The 1,707-nt window shown below is 57.6% G+C and carries 1 protein-coding gene; it reads left to right on the forward strand.

All coding sequences use genetic code 11. The annotated features are described in order from the left end of the window. The coding region (locus G3I74_RS01250; protein ID WP_164209376.1) for a VWA domain-containing protein at positions 1–1,707 on the forward strand (1,707 nt) is incomplete at both ends.

A 1,707-nucleotide genomic window follows, 5' to 3' on the forward strand; every position in this document is an offset into this window, starting at 1 on the left:
ACCAATCTGCAAAGGCTTTGGTTGGAAGACAATCAGTTGACCGGCCCAATTCCAGCCGAACTATCGCAGCTGACCAATTTGCAATGGCTCTGGCTTTCTAACAATCAGCTAGGCGGCCCGATTCCACCTGAACTGGGCGAGCTGACCAATGCGACTCAGATCGATCTTGAGCGCAATAATTTATCGGGCCCAGTTCCGATGGAGCTGGGCAACCTGGATACAAACCTTGAGTTTCTGGGCCTGGCCCAGAACCCGAGCCTGACGGGCACGATCCCGCAGTCTCTGCTGGACCGTCAGGCCCAGGGTTTGCTTACGATCACGTTTGATGGAACGAGCGTGATTGGATGCGAAGCCCAGCGTGTCTTGCCTGAGGGCTACATACCGGGTCTGCCGCTGACCGTGACGATCCAGACCCAGCCTGAGACGGGGACGGGCTCGTATGCGATTGAAGACCAGCCGCCGTCGAGCTGGGCGGTCAGCAATGTTCAAGGCGGCGTTTTCGACAGTGGGACAGGTACGGTGAAGTTTGGGCCTTACTTTGATGCAAACAGCCGCACGCTCCAATACGACTTGACACCGCCGGCGAACGCGTCGGGCACTGGGGTGTTCTCTGGCACCTACTCCAAAGACGGCGTATCGACTGGACTGTGTGGGCCGAGCACACTGGAGCCGAGCCGCTCTGACCTGGTGGTGTCCAAGGTTGCCTCAGTGGCCACGGCTGCGCCTGGAGAGCAGTTCAGCTATACGCTCACCGTCAGCAACAATGGCCCCAATACTGCCCAAGGCGTCGTCCTCACCGATACGCTGCCTGGTGACCTGGCGTTGTTGAGCGCAAGTGCTGACTGTACTGGCCTAAGCGTTGTTGAATGTAGCGTGGGCGATCTGACGCCCGGAGCGGTTGCCAGTTTCACCCTGGAAGTTGAAGTGTCTGATACGGCACCGGCCGGTGCGATCGACAATACGGTCAGTGTGAGCGCAATAACACCAGACCCGAACCCGAGCAATGACACCTCCACAGCGACCGTTGAAATTGAAAAGCTGTCTGCCTTGAACCTGGTGATCAACCAGATTGATGCCAGCAGTTGTCCGGATATGAGCGCGCTGGTCACGGTGACCGATCAGTTTGGTCAGTCGCTCGGTGGCCTGACGGGCAGCAACTTCACTCTGGCCGAAGATGGCCAGAGTTTGCCCTTCAGCTTGAGCACAGTCAGTACCGGCAGCAGTTCCCGTTTGGCGGTCAGTATTGTCATCGACCGCAGCACCAGCCTGTCAAACGCTGACTTGATGAATATGCAATCGGCAGCCAACGATTTCATCGGTTTGCTGGCCAACGACGATGAAGTGGCGATATGGCAGTTCAACGGCAACATCGATCGGCTGCAAGACTTCACCACGGATAAAGCCCTGGCAAGCGGTGCGGTCAATTCGATCACGCTCCAGGGGTCAACCGCGATCTACGATGCGGTTGCCGATGCGGCAGCCTACAGCCAAACCGCTACTGGACGTAAAGCGATCGTGCTGTTCACCGACGGTCGTGATAACAGAAGTTCACGCAGCAAAGCACAGGCCATTGATGCGGCCATCGCCGCTGGCACACCGGTCTTTACCATCGGCTTTGGCAATGCTGACCCGAATGTTCTGGATTCCATTGCCACCCAAAGTGGCGGTCTTGCCTTTCAGGATGCCACGTCAGCCAACCTGGGCGCG

This window comes from Wenzhouxiangella limi, from assembly GCF_010499265.1.
Classification (GTDB): domain Bacteria; phylum Pseudomonadota; class Gammaproteobacteria; order Xanthomonadales; family Wenzhouxiangellaceae; genus Wenzhouxiangella; species Wenzhouxiangella limi.